Raw genomic sequence first — 15602 nt, 5'->3', positions numbered from 1 at the left:
TGCGCGGCGTGGACAGCGCGCGGTCGCCTGCGACGTGTCGGCTCGCCGGAGAGGCAGATTATATCAGATGAACGAGCGGCAGGTTTTCGGCAGGGGGATAGCGCGCGTGAATGGCCGGGATTGGGTCCTCGACGAAGTAGACCATCGACGATGCATCGTCGCGCGAGGGATTTTTGCTCTGAAGGAGATATAGCTTCAGGATGCCAGTGCGCGTAACGGTATGCAGTGAACTTGAATTTTGTCATTGAAGGCGACGATGGGGTCCCGCTCGACGCGACGGTGACGCTGGAAGACGGAGCAGTCACGCTTCACAGCCGCGGTGGGACGCTGGGTGCTCCTAACGTTCGAAATACCGAATACGGGGCAGCGTTACGTCTTTTGCTCGGGAGGCTGCTGAAGTACAGCCGGGATATCCATGGTGCTTGGGTGAACAGCACTCGTGTGCAGCATTTGGATGCTGCCGCGCGCCAGGTGCTGTTTCCCTCTGATCTTCCTTCTGACGCCGAGTCACTCTTTACTCTTGTTGGCAGGCGCATGGCGCGGGTAGGCAAGGCGCCCGGTGCCAATCCCGAAAAGGGCAACCGGAACAGACGGCTTCGCTTCGAAGTGGGCACAAGTTCTGTTGGCGAGATAAGCTCTGTAATACGTGCGCGCCCGCTCTCCGACGTCCCGCGTTCGACACTGCGTCTTCCGGCCGGCGACCTCAGACAGGTAGGTCCCGAACACATCCTGAGAGCCGTCAACGATCTGCTCAATGGAAAGACGACTGCCCCGTTCGATACGTCGCTTGAATATGATCTGATCACACCCGACGGGGACCGTCTTCCGCCGAAAGCAGTCTTTGGCTTGGCTGCCACCGACGCGCTTGGCTTCCCGGTGCGGCCGGTCAACTTCACGGGCGGCCTCGGGACGCCCTGTTTCGATCTCCTTGAAGCTGCCGGCTGGCAGATGGTCGCAAAAGCCAGCCGCACGCCGGTGAAAGAGATGCTGCTGAACGATGCCGATCAGGAGTGGGCGGAAGGCGATCCAGCACGCGCCTGGCACCTGCGCCGGGAGCGCCATCGCGGCGTCGTCCAGGCAAAGAAGGCGTAGATGCTCAAGCTGCACGGAATTCTTTACTGCGAGCGGTGTGGCCTTGACCCGGTGCAGGCATTCGGGGTGCCCGAGGCCGACGCCTGCATCGAGGTTCACCATCGGAGCACTCAGATCGCCGCAATGGCGGCAGGCCACCGAACCCGCCTCGAAGATGTCGAGTGCCTCTGCGCAAACTGTCACCGGATCGTGCACCGGCTGATGAAGAAGGGGATTGATACGAACGTCAGTCCTGCCAGGTGACCGAAATTGACTTTGATGATGTAGGTAGATGGGGATCGTCGCTCGCTGGCGTGCTAGAAGCGCTGCTGCCTGCCGACATCGCTACGCGGCTTCAAGCCGCTTCTCCCGCCTTCGATGATGAGGCTCTCGAGGTCGTGTTCGGGCTGTCGGATGCGGGCGCAATTGCAGCAGCCACCGAGCGGTGGATTAGTGAGGGCCATGTGATCGGCTACCACGCTTCCCGGCTATCGGACGTGGAGATCGAGTCCGTCAGCAGGAGTGGCATCCGCTGTCTTGTTCTGAATGTCCGAATGAAACAACTCACGGACAGGCTCGCGGCTCATGGAGATTGGAAGCAGGTAGCGGATTGCCTGGAGCCGGTCGCTCGCAAGATTGGAGAGGGAATTCGTGACGGACAGGCGCACCTGTCACTCTCGCGCGGATCGCAGCTCAGCGCTTTTCGGCACTACCTCAGAAACGGATCCGAATTTGATCAGGTCGTCACCAAGGCACTGCTGGGCGCTGACGCGCTGTTCCTGCTGCGGACTGGCCGTAGCCCAGTGCTGTTCCGGGTCCGCGTCCCCGGCCGCAGCGCCCTTGATGCGGACCGCCGCCGTCTTGTTGATGGTCAGATGTCAGGCCTCGCGCGCCGACTGTTGCGGGTCTGGGCGATATGGCTCTGCGATCCGACCATCCAGCCGGGTGAGTGGCGTGTCGCCTATGGCCTGATTTTTTACCAGGACGTCCCCGCCACGTGGATCGACTGCATACAGCGGGTCAGGGAACCTGCCGGGGATTCTGCGTAACAGTTTGGAAGCGCTGCCGGCGTGCAGAACGTGCCACGGCATCCGGCGTTAGTGGCTTCTCCGGAAACTCCGCAGGGCAATGATGCCAGCACCGGCTTCCGTCAACCGTCGGAACCTTGCCACGATCACATGCCGAAGACCTTCATTCCGGCGTCGAGCATGCCCTCCAGACCTCGCCTGGTCTCCCCGCGACGAGCACTGAGCGGCGCTTCTTCAACGATCAGTATGCCCGCGCCCGCCATCACACGATCCTTTAGCAGCTGCTCGCGGCCAAGGAAGTACGGCCAGAAGGTTTCGGTGCGGGTGACCGAATAGGCGAGGTCAGCGGAGAAGCCGACGAGCTGGTCCTGCCCGAAGACGCGACCATGTTCCGCCAGCTCGACGCGTACGCCGCGACCGCCTCTCAGCACGAGGCGGGCAGGGCCGTGGAAAACCAGATACCGCAGCTGGAGCGTCAGCCACGCGTTGAGCGAGCCAAGGCGCCAGTGTCGCGTTATGCGCAGGTGACGGTGAACCGGCTGCACCACTGCTGCGAGAGCGCGCGGTTGCAGGACACATGACGCGCCCTCGGGCAGTGTCAGGATCGTGACTTCCGCGAGTCCGTCCCGGACTGCCGAAATGGTAGTCATTTCGTCGATCCCGCGAATACGGGTGAGAAGGGTAAGACCGGTAGCGAAGCTGGTGACGGGCTTCCGCCAGTCCAGAAACCATTGCGTGCTTTTGGCGCCTGTGTGGCTGCTCGTCTGAAGATAGTCCTGCCTGACGAGAAGTTCCTCGTGAGCCGACAGTCGAACCGCGACTGAGGTGGTGGAGGGCGCAGCGAGCGGTATCTGTTCACCTGAGATTGGTGCCTTGCGCAGACGGATCGCCGGGCGCCGCATCGCGAGAGGCGCCAGAATGAAGAAGCACAGAAGCCGGATGAGAAAGGGCATGGCGATAATCAGCGCTAGCGCCATGGCGGCGGTTTGCAGGATTGTGACAAGGCCGGCCTTTTGAAGCCAGGTCCGCAGCTTTCCCGGAAGCCAGTCCTGAAGATCGATCCGCGCACGCTCGGCATTCTTGACGAGGTCGGCACTTGCGCTGCTGATCCTGTCTGTCGCCATGGTAGTCTTCACGAAGGCCAGCTGCGCGGCGCGTTGGGCATCCCGCCTTGCTGTTGCAACGGTCCGCAACTGGTTCCGCTTGCTGATCGCAGCGCGCGCCACGTCACAGCGCTTGTTCCTGATCGAAACGAGCTGCTTATGCTCGCCGCTTTCCCACCAGCGCCTCAATTGCCAGCGCCAGCGCTGTTCATAGGCCTGCGTTCGTCGCACGGCATCGTTGCAGGCAGGTATGGTACGATCGACAAGACGCTGCTGGACCGACAGACTGAAATAAGCAGCTCGTGATGCCTGGTCACTTGCAATTGCAGCCCGTCCTGCGGCAATAACCGATAACTCCTGATCGATCAGCGCGACCCGCAACTTGCGCCGCTCGTTACGCATCAGTTCGTTGCGATCGGAGACTGCCAGGGCGAATGTTGATCTCGCCCGGCTGATGGCGCCGGCAAGAACGGCACGCTCGGCGCGCAGATCCTGTTCACGTTTTACCAGACTGGCGAGACCTTGCGTGCGCAATGCCCTTGACCGCGCTTCGAACTGTTCGGCTGCCGTCTGTTGTTCTGCAGCCATCATGCGCACCGCATGATCCAGCACCGGCGGGGCAACCTGAACCGGCGTCGTTTCCTGTATTACCTGCCTGACGAACGGGGCGGCAAACAGTCCTGCGGCAATCGCCACAACGAGCGCGACGTACAACACCACGTGGCGACCCAGCCAGCCAACCAGACGACCAAACATGTTCGAGCCTTCCTCACTTTGCCCGGCAATCGGTCACGGCCAAACAGCTGCAGCAGGTTCTGAACTGTCGCCAGGCCGCGTTCAACGCCTTAGTTATTCCGAAGCAGCCCGCTGATTGATATGATCGGTGGCTTGCCGGCTCGAGGCGTCGGAGCGTTCTAGTGTTCGTCGATGAGGATGCACGTCGGCGGACAGGCGCAGCGACGATGAGGCAGGGTTCCAGTCCGCTACCTGCATGATGTAGCCGAAAGTATGATGTCGCAGTCTGCTGCAAACCCGTTGCTGACGGAATGCATGGATCGGCCGGATGCAACAAGTTGTTGATACTCAAGCGCTAGGGGCGTTCAAAGGCGGAATCATTCGTAACCGCCCAGCTGCTCGGGGAGACAGGATCATGAGCCGGAAGTGTCGCATGGACATCGTCCGGAATTGCTGATCCAAAGGCATATGTTCAGAGTGGCGCGTACCGACAGCAAGGCCGATGATGCCGGCCTCAGCCGGCTGTTCATGATCGCCCTGCGTACTGGGTCCGCCAATGCCGTGAAATCCTTCCTAGGCCGGAAAATCAATATCTCCGCGACTGACGGGCGCGGCCGATCTGCGCTCATCATCGCCGCCGGAGCAGGACATCTGGCGATCTGCAGGTTGCTGATCGAGGCTGGCAGCGATCCATTCTTTCGTGACGTCAACGGTCTTGATGCCAGCCATCACGCCCGTGTCGAAGGGCACGACGAGGTTCTTGCATTTCTTGACGATGCGATGGGTCGCCAATTCGACAAGCCTGATGAGCCGGACCTGGAAACCAGCTCAGAGGTGCTCCCACTACCAGTCGGGTCGCGGCCCGTCTCCGCAAGCTTTGAACCTGTAAACACAAACTCCGATTTGAGTCCTTCAGACAATCATGTTCAACCACTAGTCCATGATCAGGATCAGGTTTCCAACGATGTAGATCGTCAGTGGGATGATTTGCCGGAAAGTTCGACTTCGAACGGCACCCTGACGTCTTCGCCGCCGGAACCTGACAATGATCCGGATGATATCGTTGGCGTTGGGTCAGTGCGCGGTGGCGAGGACTTTCCTGACGAACTATCTGCGCGTGCTCCGCATCCGTCTCAGGCCCCCGTGCAGGTTCCGTCGTCGACCCCGGTTGAACAGGCATCTGTCCCTCGTCAGGATGCTGACGCAGACGCCGATTCCTGGGAAGTCGACAGTACCGACCTTCCGGACGAGAGCGACAGGTCTGCCGTCCAGGAAGCCGGGCTGGTCCAGGCCCGCCTCTCGGCCAGTGCCGCCATGTTCGTCGGCGGCGAAGACTGGTCTTCGGTCCTCATCGAACTGCCCGATTTGCCAGGTATCCGATCCGAGCTCGTTCTCCCGAACAGCATTACTGCAATGGCGCGGAGTGCCCTGACCCGAGCTGCCCGCGCTGGCGAGTTCCAGGCCGATCTCTGCGACATGCCGGGTGGGTTGGTGGATGCCCGGAAGGACAGCCTGTGTCATGCCGTGCGCCAGACTGCAGCCGCCTTTGGCTGCGTTGTCGATCGCCCGCCGGATCCGTGGTTCGCTGCGCTGAGCTCGACGGCTGGCGTACCGGATCCCGGCGAAGGAATTGACGACGCAGTTGAAGCCTTTGCGACGCATCTGTGGTCCGCTGGCCGAGCAGCGAGCTACAATGCCCGTCTGGACACCATGCCGCCCCTGAAGCGCGCCGCAGAGGCCGACCTTTTCGGGAAGGTTGCTCAGGCAACAGCCGAGGCCATGCTCTCGCTTGCGATGTCGATCCCTGCAATCGACTTCATTCTGTCTGCCGATGATCTCGTCAGCCAGGCGCATCTGCCGTTCAGCTTCATCTCGTCCCACCCGCTGGAAGAGCAATCTACGGAAGATGAAGGTTTGGATGAAACAGTCGAAGATGACGAGGGAATGGATGAAATCGCCGGCACCGGCCCGGTGGAATTGATCGAGCTTCCCACTGCCTATGTCACTGCAATGATCGAGCTTCGCGCGGTCCGGAACGCGTGCTCAACCATCATGCTGCCGGCTGAAACCCGGCGTGCGGCCAGTGCCCTGCGCGGTCTGTCGCTCACACCGGATTTCCTTGCGTATCTTGATGGCGAGTTGCCGGCGGTCGAGGCGAACCAGCGCACCATGAAAGCCGTGTTCTCGGCAATGCGGCGTGCCGATCAGGCGCGGCAGGTCATCATCGAGCGACACCTGCCCCAGACAAGGTTTTTCGCGCAACGTTACAGGGGGCAGGGTCTGGAGTTTGATGACCTCGTTCAGGAGGCAAACATCGGGCTGCTGCGGGCAATCGAAACGTTCGATATGGCTCGAGGGTATCGTTTCTGGACTTATGCCCAGACATGGGTCTGGCAGCGGCTCAACCGCGCAGTCGCAAGCCTCGGCAGTCCGATACGCCTGCCGGTCCATGTGCATCAGGATCGCCGACGCCTCGAGGTTGCAATCGAGGAAGCCGAAAAATCCGGCATTCAGCATGATGTGCAACACCTCGCAACGTTGTCCGGCCTGCCGGTCACTCTTGTGAGGCGATTGCTCGGTGCATGGGTCGTTGATCTGCTCGAGGATCTGGATGATCTTGCCGGGGACGGGATTGCCGGTGCGCGGATAATCGACGATGCGCAACCGGACCCTCTCGCCAGTTCCCTCGAGATCGACCTTGTGGACGAACTGCATACCGCGATCGAGGAGCTGCCGCCACGACTGGCCGATGTTGTCCGGATGCGCTTCGGACTCGATGACAGTCAGGCACATACCCTTGAAGAGATCGGTCAGAAGTATGGGGTTACGCGAGAACGTATCAGGCAGCTGGAGGTACAGGCGTTCAAGATACTGAAGCATCCCGGCCGATCCCGTGTCCTGCGAACCTTGCTGGAACATTGAACATGAATTTCCGGAATGCGCCCCCCCGCGCCGCAGCGCTGGTCGAATCACTGCGTGGTCTTGGCTACTCGACGGCGACAGCGATCGCCGACATCATCGACAACAGCATTGCCGCCGGGGCCGGGGTCGTGGACGTCCGGTTTCACTGGGCTGGCGCCGGCAGCTGGATCACGATCCTCGACGACGGCAGGGGGATGGATCCGGTTGAACTGGATTCGGCGATGCGGCTTGGCGACCGCAATCCGCTCGACGAGCGAGCGGCCGGCGACCTCGGACGGTTCGGTCTGGGACTGAAGACGGCGTCGTTCTCGCAGGGAAGAAGTCTGACCGTCGCAAGCCGGACGACGAACGGCACCATCGACTGTCTGCGATGGGATCTGGATGTGCTTGCCAGCTCGACTGAGTGGCATCTTCTCGAAGGCCCTTCCGAAGGTTCCGAATTCCATCTCGACGTGTTGCGGGACCACATGTCCGGAACGCTGGTTCTGCTCGAGAAACTGGACAGACTGGTCACCAGCGAGTTCGAGGCGCAGGACTTCCTTGACGTGATCGATCGGGTTGAGGGTCACCTCGGCATGACCTTCCACCGGTATCTGGAGGGAAGGCATCCCCGATTGCAGCTGAAGCTGAACGGCAAGCTGGTTCAGCCGTGGGAGCCGTTTCTGACCGGCCATGCCGGCAAGCCATGGTCCCCGGCGGCGCTGCGTCTTGGTGCAGATCGGGAGATAGAGGTTCAGTGTCATGTTCTTCCGCACCGGGACAAGCTCAGCCCGCGCGAGTACGAGGAGGCCGCAGGGCCGGAGGGCTGGACCCTGGGTCAGGGGTTCTATGTCTATCGCAACGAGCGGCTTCTGGTTGCGGGGGGGTGGCTGGGGCTCGGTACCGGGCGTCGCTGGACCCGGGATGAGGCGCATCGGCTGGCCCGCATCCGGATCGACATTCCCAACAGTGCGGACAGCGACTGGAAGCTCGACATACGCAAGTCGGCGGCGCGGCCACCGGTCGGGGTACGCAAGCGCCTGACCCGTCTGGCGGAGGAGACACGGCACCGCGCACGGCGGGTATTCGCCCATCGTGGGCGGACGACCCCGGCAGTGCGCGGGGAGCCAGTCGAGATGGCCTGGCTGTCCACAAACACGGCGACCGGCACCCGCTATCGCATCTCCCGTACGCATCAGGGCGTCCTGAACATGCTCGAGCAGCATCCCGAACTTGCCCCGGACATTGAAGCGATGCTGCGCTGCATCGAGGAAACGGTGCCCGTGCAGCGTATCTGGCTCGATACGGCCGAGCAGAAGGATACCCCGCTGAGCGGGTTTGCGCATCAGTCCGACGCTGAAGTTTGTGGAGTTCTGGAGGCCATGTTCAGGTCTCTGGTTCTGAAGAAAGGTCTGACAGCCGAAGAGGCGCGCATCCGTCTTGCGCGCACCGAACCCTTCGATCGTTTTCCTGACCTCGTCTCGTCGCTTCCCGACGTACCGATCTCTCCCGGAGCCTGAAGCCAGATGTATGCTGCTGCAGGAAGCAACGCTTCCAATGTGATCAAGTTCGCCCAGACGCTTCTGGCAGAAGAGGATGGGGCGTCGGTGACCCCTGCACTCATCAATCAGAAGATCGACCTGATCCTCCAGATGAATCCGAAGTGGGCGGTCGAACTCGATCGGGACTCCGTGATCGAGGAGCTGGTTCGCCGGTTCAGCGTCTGGCTGGGTCAGGATACGACGCTGCAGGACAATACGGGTCACGATCCGTGGCTCAATGCAGCCAGAAAGAAGGAATGGCGATACTGGCAGCGCTACCGTGAGTGGATGGAAGGGCGTCTTTCGGACGTGGCCATGGATGGCCTCGATACCGCCACGGATCACATACTGGGTCTGCTCGAGGATCCGGTACGCACCGGCAACTGGGACCGCCGCGGTCTGGTCGTGGGTCACGTCCAGTCCGGCAAGACCGGGAACTACACGGGTCTGATCTGCAAGGCGGCCGACGCCGGCTACAAGATCATCATCGTACTGGCCGGGATCCACAACAATCTTCGCTCCCAGACGCAGATGCGATTGGACGAGGGCTTTCTGGGCTACGAAACCAGCCCCTCTCAGGACGATTTTCGCCTGATCGGGGTCGGCAGGATAGACTCCGACCCGGCCATCAAGCCGAATTCCGCCACAAATCGTTCAAACACGGGCGACTTCAGCGCCGCAGTTGCAAAAAACCTTGGTATCTCCCCCGAGGAACGTCCGTGGCTGTTTGTCGTAAAGAAGAACAAGACTGTTCTCGAACGACTGAACCGGTGGGTGCGAAACCATGCCGCCAACACAACCGATCCCGAGACCGGCCGCAGGCTCGTCACCAATCTTCCCCTGCTCCTCATCGATGACGAGGCAGATCACGCGTCAGTCGATACTGGTGAACAGGTTTTCGATGCGGACGGCAAGCCGGACGAGGAGCATGAACCGAAGGCCATCAATCGTCTGATACGACGGTTGCTTCATTCGTTCACCCGGTCAGCCTATGTCGGTTATACGGCCACACCATTTGCCAACATATTCATTCACGAGCGCGGACATACCAGGGAAGAAGGTCCCGATCTGTTTCCTGCGAGTTTCATCATCAATCTGGGCGCTCCATCAAACTATGTTGGACCATCCAAGGTGTTTGGCAGCGCGAGCAGGGACGAGGAGGGACTTCCCCTCGTACGCGCAGTGGACGATTTCACCGGCGATGATTCCGGGGGGTGGATGCCGCTCGGTCACAAGAATGGGCATCTGCCGCTGCACGAAGGCAGGGATGTTCTTCCCCCTTCGCTTGTCCGGGCCATCAACTCCTTCCTTCTGGCATGCGCAATCCGGGACCTGCGGGGGCAGGGCAAGGAGCACGCCTCGATGCTTGTTCATGTCACGCGTTTCACATCCGTGCAGCAGGCCGTCACTCGCCAGATCGAGCAGTATGTCCGGGAAAGTCGCCAGCGGCTTGTGCGGGACGTGGACAGCGCTCAGCTGATCGCGTCGCTGCACGAGCACTGGGAGCGCGAATTCGAGCCAACCACGATGCGGATCCGTCAGCGGTATCCCGACGACGTGGGCGTTGGAGGCGAAAACTGGGATGCTGTCCTGCTGAGACTGCGGGAGATCATCGCCGACGTCGAGGTCCGCATGATCAACGGAACCGCGAAGGATGCTCTCGATTACGGTGATAGCGGCGGCGTCGGCCTGAAGGTGATCGCCGTTGGCGGTGACAAGCTGGCCCGGGGCCTGACGCTCGAGGGCCTGAGCACGAGTTACTTTCTTCGCGCGTCGCGGATGTACGATACCCTCATGCAGATGGGACGCTGGTTCGGCTATCGTCCCGGGTACCTTGATCTGTGCCGTCTTTACACGACGCATGAACTTATCGACTGGTTCGGGCACATATCCGAGGCGGCGGAAGAGCTCCGCGAAGAGTTTGACCTCATGGCTGCTACCGGCGGGACCCCGAGGGACTACGGTCTCAAGGTTCAGTCACATTCGACGCTCATGGTGACCTCGCGTCTGAAAATGCGCGCTGCCCGCAGCCTCAGCCTGTCCTTCAGCGGGCAACTGCTTGAAACGGTCGTGTTCCACCGTGAGCCAGCGAAGCTGGCTGCGAATCTTGACGCAGGCAGACGCCTTCTGGAGGGGCTAGGCGCGGCCAGCCCCATTCCGGTCCGCGTGCGCGGGGGGAGTCGTCAGGAATGGACAGGTTCCATCTGGCATCAGGTTCCGGCGGCCGACATCACCAGCTTTCTGCAGGGCTACTCCACCCATCCTGCCGCATATCGCGTGGTCAGCCCCGTCATCGCGGACTTCACGCGCATCATGGCGGAAGCCGGCGAGCTGACGTCCTGGACCGTTGTTCTGCTCGGCGCACAGAATGGAAAATCCACTCCACTGTGCGGCGACGTGACGGTGCAGATGATAACGCGGACGGCAAAAAAGGAAGATGACCGGTTTGCGATCGGCCGGCTGATGTCGCCTCGCGACGAGACAGTGGACCTCGACAACAACGCGTGGGAGGCGGCGCTGAAGGTGACGCGCGCAGCCTGGGCCGGGGATCCGGGTCGTTCCGCGACCAGAGCCGAGCCTGACGCGCCAAATGGTCCGGCAGTGCGTCAGGTTGCTGGCTTTGGTGCAGAAGGAGTCGCCCCCCATCCGGAGAAGGGGTTGCTCATCCTCTATGTTATCGATCCCGAGGAGTGGGGGGCAGACCTGCCGGAAGTCCTTGCGTTCGGGATCAGTTTCCCGGGCAGCAACACCGGGCCAAAAATCGATTACAAGGTCGGCAACGTTTACTGGGAGCAGATGTATGGCAGTGCCGACTAACAGCGAGCTGTCGGCAACCTGGCGCGCGCTGTCGGGGTCGGGAACAGAAGAAGGCTGGCAGTTCATTGCCGTATCACGGCTCGGCCCGTGCACCCTGCATGCAGGTCGACGATTTCCCGGTAATGACGAAGGTCTGCTGGTCAGCTTTGTGGGTGCCCGGCTTCCGGGAATACGCCAGCTACCGAAGGCGCGCGGGTTTGAAGTCACCCATGTAGCCCTGCCGGGAGCTGCAGACACCACGTCGACGATCGGCCTGGTCAGGGAACCGCAGGGGTCGCTCGAGCTGTTCACGATGATCGCACAGGACATTGTGACCGTACTCGAGGGATGCCGCCACATGACGGCTCAGGAGATGCTTCAGGCGTTCCTCCGCCGCGTCACCACGTGGCAGGAATTCATGCAGCGGCCCGGCGACCAGCTGCTGTCGTCGGAAGCGGAGGTCGGCCTGTACGGGGAACTGCTGACCCTCGATCTTCTGCTCGATGCGGGCATCGAGCCCGTCCCGGCTGTTGAAGGGTGGCAGGGGCCCGAGGACGGCGTTCATGATTTCGTTTTCGGAGCTGGTGCGATCGAGGTGAAGACAACGGTCGCTTCCACGGGCTTTCCTGCGAAGATCGGATCGCTTGATCAACTCGACGATGGTGATCACAAGCCCCTCTATCTGTGCGGCCAGCGCCTCGGACTGGATGCGGAGGGCGACACACTGTCTCTCCGGGTTGCGCAGCTCCGCGACCGTCTGAGCCAATCGGGGGCACTTGGCCGGTTTGAGGTGAAAATGCTCCATGCCGGGTATCGTGACGATCATGCGGACAGCTACCTGCGGCGCTTCAGTTCGCTGGAAAGCCGGATACTCCTCGTTGACGAGGACTTTCCGCGCCTTACCCCTTCCATTGCCGGCCCTGTCATCAGGCGAGCGACCTACGAGATGGATCTCGATCTCGTGACGGCGAAACCGGTACCGATCAGCACGGCGCTTGCCGCCCTGGGAATGCTCTGAAATGAACCTTGAAGAATTTCTCGCCCAGACGCAGCGGCGCGTACAGGCCGATCTTGCGGAGCGCATGCAGGACGCAGCTGCGCCATATCCCCATGAGGAGCTGATTTTCTCGGAGATCGTGCTGCAGCACATGGCCGATGTCGGAATGATTGACGATCCGAAGATCTGCCAGTTTTCCGGACGGGTCGGCAACGCCGTGCTCCGGCTGGTAGGCTATGCGGTTTCCGAGGATCTGGACACGCTTGACCTCTTCGTCAGTCTTTACGACGGCAGGAACGTGGTGACCTCGGTACCTGATGCCGACGTGATGCAGGCGGCAGGCCATTGCCTGCAATTCCTGAAAAGCTGCGTCGAAGGCAAGCTTGTCACGAAGCTCGACGAGACAAACGACGCCTTCGAGATCGCAAGCGTCATCGAGGCCTGTTACGATGATCTCGACCGGATCCGCATATTCGTGCTTACCGATCTTCAGTCGAAGGCAAAGGCTTTCAAGCCGCGCGATGTCAAGGGAAAGACAATCTCGCTTGAAGTCATGGATATCGAGCGTCTTCACCGACACTGGTCCGAAGGCAAGCCGCGCGACGAACTCGTGATCAATTTCGAGGAAGTGAGTGGAGACGCCCTTCCGTGCGTTTTCGTTCCGGGTCAGCTGGCCGGATACGACTATGCGCTTACTGCAATACCTGCAGCAACGTTGTATTATCTGTACGAGAAGTTTGGTCCACAACTTCTCGAAGCCAACGTTCGATCGTTCCTGAGCGCAACCGGAAAGGTCAATCGCGGCATCCGGGATACGCTTCGTCAGGCGCCCGAGCATTTCATGGCGTTCAACAACGGCATTGTAATGGTGGCGGACGAAGCGCGCATCGGCCGGGCTACGGACGGATCCATTGGTCTGACGGGCCTCAAGGGCATGCAGATCGTGAACGGGGGGCAGACCACGGCATCGATCTACTTTTCGAAAAAGAAGAATCCCGATGTCGATATCAGCCGTGTTCGTGTTCCAGCGAAAATCATAATCCTCCAGTCGTCGGATCCGGCAGCCGAAGAGCAGATGATTGCGGATATTTCCCGGTTTGCCAACAGCCAGAACTCGGTAAAGCAGTCCGATCTTTCAGCAAACAAGCCGTTCCATGTACAGCTGGAGAAACTCGCCAACACAACCTTCTGTCCGGACGGCGTCGGGAGATGGTTTTACGAGCGGGCCGCAGGAAGTTACAATGTGCTCTTCGCACGGGAAGGAACCACACCCGCAAAGCTGCGGATGCTCAAGGAGGCCGTTCCGGCAGCGCGAAAGATATCCAAGACGGATCTGGCCAAATATCTCAATGCGTGGGACCAGCGACCTGACACGGTCAGTCAGGGATCGCAGAAGAACTTCAACCGGTTCATGGAGGATCTTTCTGAGGGCGCAACTGGTGTTCCCGAACCTCTGACTGTCGGGTGGTTCAAGAACGCGATTGCCAAGGCAATCATCTTCAAGGAGGCGCACCGCATCTCCCGAGCCAAGCATTTTGTGCAGGCACAGGCAAACATCGCGACCTATCTTGTTTCACTGCTTGCAAACCGTTCGGACGGCCGTCTCGATCTGGATCGAGTATGGAACCGACAGGGGATATCTCCTCAGTTGCAGGCACAGCTGGTAACGTGGGCTCGCGAGGTGGAGACAGTACTGCGAAGCAACTCCGGTGCACGAATGATCTCCGAGCAGGCAAAGCGGCCCGAATGCTGGGATGCTGTTCGGAAGCACAAGTTCAGTGTGCTTAGCACGGACATTCCGGAAATCGTCTGACCATGCGTCAGGGATCGAGGTGCGCAGGAGCTACAAGTGATCGGTCGAGCGGAGCCTGGCGTGACGTTTGACTGATCAGTTTGAATGAACCGTATTTGAAAGAACCTTCTCAACCACATCGGCAATCCTGAATGCGAGAAGTGGTGGTACCGCATTGCCTACCTGAATGTACTGTTCGGTTCGATTGCCTTCGAAGTAGTAGTTGTCGGGGAAGGTCTGCAAGCGCGCTGCCTCCCGGACCGTGAGGCTGCGACACTGTAGCGGGTCCGGATGTATGAAATAGTGACCATCCTTGGAAATGTGACTGGTGATCGTTGTGGACGGTGCTCCCCAGCGCTGAACCCGAAAGCGGTCCGCGAATTTTCCGGACAGCCAGTTCACGTGCGCCGGAGCAAGAGCTTCCGGAAACTCTGCGGCCTTCGGTGAGCGGCCAACTTCCTCGGCAAAGGCGGCAGCAAACGCGTAACGACACAGGTCCCCGGTCATGTGACTGCGTGCCTCATGATTGGGGAGCGACAACAGCTTCGGATCAATCAGCCAGTCGGAGAGCTCGTTGTTTCGTATTGCTGAAAGGGCTGCGGAGTGGCGGGGTGGTGGCTCGGCGATTTCGAGCGCGTTTGCGTGCTCCGCGAGCCGGAATGCGATACGGTCAAGCTGCTCGTCTTCTTCCTCGAAAGCGGCCAGTGCTGCCGTTCGAAATTCTGCAGCGACAGCTTCTCGCCACTTGCCGGGCGTATCGGCCGTGCGACTGAGGCCGCTTCTCAAGGGGGGCATTCCGCCAAGCACGTCCTGAACCGTAAGGGTGTTGGTCGATGGCTGCATTTTTGGACTGTCCAGTCGAAAGCCACCCCGGCTCTCGGCAATATCCCGTCGAACCCCGAACAGGATTACCCGGTGACGACACTGTGGAATGCCGAACCGTTCCGCCTCAATCACGTGCTCACTGCCCCGGTGATCTTCCGACGCCACCAGAGGGAACAATATATAGCTGTTCGGCTTACCGCCGGAAGAACGCAGGTCCGTCAGGACCTTCGGGAATATCCTGTCCTTGTCGACACGCGCCGACAATATTCCCTTCACGTTCTCCATGATGAACGCTGCTGGCTGGAGCCTGCCGATTATGTCGATGTATTGTTCGTACAGATAGTGACGATGATCATCGCCTGCCACGTAGTCCGCGATCCCCTGGTTCCGCGACCGTCCAACGACTGAGTAAGCCTGACACGGCGGTCCGCCGATCAGCACGGTGTCCTGTCCGGCTTTCGCCCGTATCGCATCCAGCCTTGGATAGAGAACCTGATCGGCGCCACTCGCCCCCAGTTCCAGCTGGATGGTCTCTGCGCAGGCAGCGGCCCACTCCCTCGGGTATGCCGATGTTAGCTGGTCCCGGTCGATCTCGCCGGCGACATAGCGATAATATGCCGTCGGAAGCGTATCGCTAAACTGCCGGACGAAACTGCGGAGCCGAAGCGTCGAGAAGGCGGCTGCTTCCTTTTCAACGGAAAGCGCGATCTCGAACGACTGGTGACCCTCGGCATTTCGGTGCCGGGAAAAACCTTCGGCAAGGCCACCCGGGCCGGCGAAAAGGTCAACGACCTTGAAATTGCTTTTCATAAC

10 protein-coding genes are annotated in these 15602 nt (G+C 60.4%); 8 read left to right on the top strand and 2 right to left on the bottom strand.

Annotated elements, in window-relative coordinates:
• Nucleotides 1–231: 231 nt before the first annotated feature.
• Genes IEX50_RS15415 through IEX50_RS15405 form a run of 3 tightly spaced genes read left to right on the top strand, consistent with a single transcriptional unit; the run spans nt 232 to nt 2120 of the window.
• The gene (locus IEX50_RS15415; RefSeq protein ID WP_188699507.1) at nt 232–1092 is read left to right on the top strand and encodes a hypothetical protein; all 861 of its coding nucleotides are present in this window, start codon (nt 232–234) and stop codon (nt 1090–1092) included.
• Nucleotides 1093–1335, top strand: coding sequence for an HNH endonuclease (locus IEX50_RS15410; RefSeq protein ID WP_157176879.1), 243 nt, complete (start codon nt 1093–1095; stop codon nt 1333–1335).
• Nucleotides 1332–2120, top strand: coding sequence for a hypothetical protein (locus IEX50_RS15405; protein ID WP_157176880.1), 789 nt, complete (start codon nt 1332–1334; stop codon nt 2118–2120). The genes IEX50_RS15410 and IEX50_RS15405 overlap by 4 nt, the downstream gene beginning before the upstream one ends.
• A gap of 125 nt (nt 2121–2245) precedes the next feature.
• Here the strand turns inward: IEX50_RS15405 and IEX50_RS15400 are convergent, their stop codons facing one another.
• Nucleotides 2246–3958, bottom strand: a complete 1713-nt coding sequence (locus IEX50_RS15400) for a hypothetical protein (RefSeq protein WP_157176881.1) — start codon at nt 3956–3958, stop codon at nt 2246–2248.
• Nucleotides 3959–4414: 456 nt separating this feature from the next.
• Here IEX50_RS15400 and IEX50_RS15395 point away from each other — a divergent pair, with 456 nt between their 5' ends.
• The 5 genes from IEX50_RS15395 to IEX50_RS15375 are packed head-to-tail and all read left to right on the top strand — an operon-like array spanning nt 4415 to nt 13985.
• A complete protein-coding gene (locus IEX50_RS15395) occupies nt 4415–6859 on the top strand; it encodes a sigma-70 family RNA polymerase sigma factor (RefSeq protein ID WP_184075325.1) in 2445 nt (814 codons plus the stop codon).
• A 2-nt stretch (nt 6860–6861) separates the two neighbouring features.
• Nucleotides 6862–8358 (top strand): ATP-binding protein, encoded by a 1497-nt coding sequence (locus tag IEX50_RS15390; protein WP_157176883.1) that lies wholly within the window; start codon nt 6862–6864, stop codon nt 8356–8358.
• Between the two features lie 39 nt (nt 8359–8397).
• Complete coding sequence (locus IEX50_RS15385; protein WP_198350672.1) at nt 8398–11196, top strand: Z1 domain-containing protein; 2799 nt, start codon at nt 8398–8400, stop codon at nt 11194–11196.
• Nucleotides 11180–12193 (top strand): PD-(D/E)XK motif protein, encoded by a 1014-nt coding sequence (locus tag IEX50_RS15380; RefSeq protein WP_157176885.1) that lies wholly within the window; start codon nt 11180–11182, stop codon nt 12191–12193. Before IEX50_RS15385 ends, IEX50_RS15380 begins: the two co-directional genes overlap by 17 nt.
• Nucleotide 12194: 1 nt before the next feature.
• On the top strand, nt 12195–13985 hold the full coding sequence (locus tag IEX50_RS15375) for an AIPR family protein (RefSeq protein ID WP_157176886.1): 1791 nt from the start codon (nt 12195–12197) through the stop codon (nt 13983–13985).
• A 75-nt stretch (nt 13986–14060) separates the two neighbouring features.
• Here IEX50_RS15375 and IEX50_RS15370 read toward each other — a convergent pair whose 3' ends face one another.
• Nucleotides 14061–15599, bottom strand: a complete 1539-nt coding sequence (locus IEX50_RS15370; RefSeq protein ID WP_157176887.1) for a DNA cytosine methyltransferase — start codon at nt 15597–15599, stop codon at nt 14061–14063.
• Between the last annotated feature and the right edge of the window lie 3 nt (nt 15600–15602).

The organism is Sphingomonas prati (assembly GCF_014643515.1).
Classification (GTDB): Bacteria; Pseudomonadota; Alphaproteobacteria; order Sphingomonadales; family Sphingomonadaceae; genus Sphingomonas_R; species Sphingomonas_R prati.
Note: the sequence above shows the minus strand (reverse complement) of the source record. Positions and strands in the feature narration are given on the sequence as shown.

What these genes read in the sequence shown, in the direction of transcription:
- IEX50_RS15380 (WP_157176885.1), top strand. Translation starts at nt 11,180, where the DNA reads ATGGCAGTGCCGACTAACAGCGAGCTGTCGGCAACCTGGCGCGCGCTG.
- IEX50_RS15375 (WP_157176886.1), top strand. Translation starts at nt 12,195, where the DNA reads ATGAACCTTGAAGAATTTCTCGCCCAGACGCAGCGGCGCGTACAGGCC.
- IEX50_RS15400 (WP_157176881.1), bottom strand. Translation starts at nt 3,958, where the DNA reads ATGTTTGGTCGTCTGGTTGGCTGGCTGGGTCGCCACGTGGTGTTGTAC.
- IEX50_RS15370 (WP_157176887.1), bottom strand. Translation starts at nt 15,599, where the DNA reads ATGAAAAGCAATTTCAAGGTCGTTGACCTTTTCGCCGGCCCGGGTGGC.
- IEX50_RS15390 (WP_157176883.1), top strand. Translation starts at nt 6,862, where the DNA reads ATGAATTTCCGGAATGCGCCCCCCCGCGCCGCAGCGCTGGTCGAATCA.
- IEX50_RS15410 (WP_157176879.1), top strand. Translation starts at nt 1,093, where the DNA reads ATGCTCAAGCTGCACGGAATTCTTTACTGCGAGCGGTGTGGCCTTGAC.